Origin of the sequence: Belnapia mucosa (assembly GCF_016775475.1) — a bacterium.
GTDB lineage: Bacteria > Pseudomonadota > Alphaproteobacteria > Acetobacterales > Acetobacteraceae > Belnapia > Belnapia mucosa.
Genome location: NZ_JAEUXJ010000061.1, coordinates 1 through 3,472 on the forward strand (window position 1 = coordinate 1; position 3,472 = coordinate 3,472).

A 3,472-nucleotide genomic window follows, 5' to 3' on the forward strand; every position below is an offset into this window, starting at 1 on the left:
AACTTTCTCCGAGCGCTCGCCGCGGCGGTTCCATACAAGATCCACACCGTGCTCACCGACAACGGCACGCACTTCACCGAGCCCACCGGCGATGGCTGGACGCCCAAGGACATCAAGCAGATGCTGGCCAGCAAGCAGCCATTCCTCTGCCATGCCTTCGAGTTCGCCTGCGCCGAACTCGACATCGAGCACAGGCTCACCAAGCCTCGACACCCGTGGACGAGCGGCCAGGTCGAGCGCATGAACCGAACCATCAAAGATGCCACCGTCAAGCGGTACTTGCGTTGATAGCACCAATCCGTGCAACGAAAGCTCCGGTCGCCGCCCATCGTCGCTCTCGCCTACAGCTGCCGCAGGCTCCACCGCCTGCGCCTCATCGCTTAACGGCCGCCGCCGTCCCTCAAGCCGTCAGCCGAGCCAAATCCAACAGACGGATAGTTCACTTTGCGTTCCACGCATACCAGCATGGTGTGCAGGTCGCGCTGCGGGGCTCCCTTTCCGGTTGAGATCAATCGTCGACGTGCCCATGTCATGCGTGTCGAAAGAGGACGGGGATTCTGGAACGGGCGCATGGGGCGCCCATTGCTTCGCCCGTCAGGAGCAAGGTGATGTTTTCCGTTGTAGGCCTGCTGGGCGCCGGTGCTGGTTCGGCGCTGGTGATCTGGGGCACGATGGTTCGTCGTGCGATGAAGCGCGACGGGCTGGTCCGCGTTAGCGGCTGGATGCCGGCAGGCGCCGCCCAGGAGGCGAGCTGAGCAGGAGGGCGGGTCAACCCCGCCCTTTTTGCTTTTAGGGAACGCGGAGAGCAGATACCTCGCGCCTTGGACGCTGTTGCCGGAGCTGTGCAACGACGACCCGGAAATCGCAGGCATGATGGCGGAGACAGAGGCCGGCGGGCAGCTCGACCATGCTCATCGTCGGCTACTGCGGTCGTCCGGTGCCTCAGCGCCAGTAGTGCGTGCCTTTTCTCCGCTGGTTCGGGTCCGGATCGCCAGCGCAGCGTGAGGTCCTGCCCGATGTCAAATACCGAACCAGCCGCTATCTAACAACAGAGCGGAGAACTCCCATCGACCGACGCGCCGGCGAGAGCGGCAGATGCAGCGCTTCAAGTCACCGGAGCAGGCGCAGCGATTCCCGTCATGCCACGCCATGATCTATGGTCATTTCCGTCGGCGGCGGCACTTGATGAACGCCGGGCAGTACCGCCGTGCCCACGACAACGCTTTCCGGGTCTGGCGCGAGGAGACATGCGTCCAGATGGCAGCGTGATCCTACCAGCCGCATTGCCGCTCGGTCCAATGCGACCGTTGCTTCAACAACTTGGCAATGCCCGCTCTGGCCGCTACCAGGCAAGCACATTTCTCACGTTTGATCCGGGCCCAGCTGGTCGGTGAGTTAGAGACCATGCCAGATGCCGTCGGTGCCTGCCGAGGCAACAAGAGCGGCGGAGGCCATTCGGCATCGAACGGCCTCACCGGCCGTTCACGCCCGTGGCACGGGATCAGGTCTGCGGCGTGCCGAGAGGCCACGGAGGACGCGAATGCCGCTGAGGATCGAGGATTACGCCCTGATCGGCGACGGCGAAACGGCGGCGCTGGTCGGCCGCGACGGCTCGCTGGACTGGCTCTGCCTGCCGCGCTTCGACAGCGCCGCCTGCTTCGCCGCACTCCTGGGCTCGCCGGAGCACGGCCGCTGGCGTATCGCGCCGCGCAGTCCGGTGCGGCGCGTCGGCCGTCGCTACCGCCCCGGGACCCTGGTGCTAGAGACCGAGTTCGAGACGGAGGAGGGCACCGTCGCACTGGTGGACTGCATGCCGCTGCGCAACGGCGCCGCAGACGTCCTGCGCCTGGTCGAGGGCCGGGGCGGCCGTGTCCCCATGACCATGGACCTCACCGTCCGCTTCGACTACGGGGCGCTGGTTCCCTGGGTCCACCGTCTGGAGGACGGGACGCTGCTGGCGGTCTGCGGCCCGGACCAGCTCGCGCTCCGCACCCCTGTCCCGGTCCGTGGCGAGGGCCTCCACACGATGGCCGAGTTCACCGTGGCGGAGGGCGAGCGCATCCCGTTCCACCTGGTCTGGACCCCCTCCCACCTGCCGCCGGGGCCGCCGATGGACGCGGCCGCAGTGATCGCGGCGACGGAGCGGCGCTGGCGCGGGTGGCTGGCCGACTGCCGCATCGACAAGGGCGTGCCCCACCCGGAGATGGTCCGCCGCTCCCTGCTCACCCTGAAGGCGCTGACCTACGCGCCCACGGGCGGCATCGCCGCTGCGCCCACTACCTCCCTGCCTGAGACGCTCGGCGGCGAGCGGAACTGGGATTACCGCTTCTGCTGGTTGCGCGACGCGGCGCTGACCCTGCGTGCGCTGGTCGGCGCCGGGCATCTCGGCGAGGCCGAGTCTTGGCGCCGCTGGCTGCTGCGGGCTGTGGCCGGCAGCCCCGCCCAGATCCGCCCTCTCTACGGCTTGGCCGGCGAGCATCGGACGCCTGAGATGGTTCTGCCCTGGCTGCCCGGATACGAGGGCTCAGCGCCGGTGCGCATCGGCAACGCCGCTGGCGCGCAGCTGCAGCTCGACGTCTTCGGCGAGGTGATGGACGCCCTTTACGCGGCCCACCGAATCGGCCTGCCGCCGCTGCCCGAGGCCTGGGCAATGGCCCGGGCGATGCTGGCGCATCTGGAGGAGGTCTGGCGCGAGCCGGACGAGGGCATCTGGGAAATCCGCGGCGCCCGCCGTCACTTCGTGCACTCCAAGGTCATGGTCTGGGTCGCACTCGACCGGGCGCTGCGCGTCGCGGCGGAGTCCGGCCTGGACGGCCCGTTGGAGCGCTGGCGCGCCCTGCGCGACGCGGTATTCGACGAGGTCTGCACCCGCGGCTTCGACCCGCTGCGCGGCTGCTTTACCCAGAGCTATGGCCGGCCGGAGCTCGACGCCAGCCTGCTTCGCCTGCCGCTAGTCGGATTCCTACCCGCGGACGACGCGCGGGTGCGCGGCACTGTGGAGGCCATCGAGCGGGAGCTGATAGAGGACGGGCTGGTGCTCCGCTACCGCCCCGACGCCGGCCTGGAAGGGCTGCATCCGACGCGGGAGGGCACCTTCCTCGCCTGCACCGCCTGGCTCGGCGAGGTGTACGCCTTGCAAGGACGGCGGGCGGAGGCGATTGCGGTGCTGGACCGGCTGGTTGGGATCGCCAACGACGTCGGGCTGCTGGCGGAGGAGTATGACACGATGGCGCGGCGTCAGGTCGGCAACTTCCCACAGGCGTTCTCGCACCTCGGCTTGGTCGGCCTCGCGCTGCGGCTCGGGCGGGGCCACTGACCTTCGGAACCGGACGCGGTGCCGGCGGTTGCGGGTGACTGGAATGGCTGGCGACGGCGGCGGGTTCGGGTGTGGTGGGACTCTGTTGCACGGGTCGGCGGACCGGGCATATTGAGCCCCACCCGATTCCAGGTCATGCGGTCCGGACGTACTCCG

General features: G+C 68.7%; 3 protein-coding genes and 1 pseudogene. All 4 read left to right on the forward strand.

Annotated elements, in window-relative coordinates; translation table 11 throughout:
• A pseudogene (locus JMJ55_RS30290) lies at positions 1-279 on the forward strand (IS481 family transposase); the annotation flags it as partial.
• 329 nt (positions 280-608) lie between these two features.
• On the forward strand, positions 609-755 hold the full coding sequence (locus JMJ55_RS30295) for a hypothetical protein (protein WP_202829324.1): 147 nt from the start codon (positions 609-611) through the stop codon (positions 753-755).
• Between the two features lie 340 nt (positions 756-1,095).
• A complete protein-coding gene (locus JMJ55_RS30300; RefSeq protein WP_202829325.1) occupies positions 1,096-1,269 on the forward strand; it encodes a hypothetical protein in 174 nt (57 codons plus the stop codon).
• 271 nt (positions 1,270-1,540) lie between these two features.
• Positions 1,541-3,316, forward strand: a complete 1,776-nt coding sequence (locus JMJ55_RS30305) for a glycoside hydrolase family 15 protein (RefSeq protein ID WP_202829326.1) — start codon at positions 1,541-1,543, stop codon at positions 3,314-3,316.
• Positions 3,317-3,472: the final 156 nt, after the last annotated feature.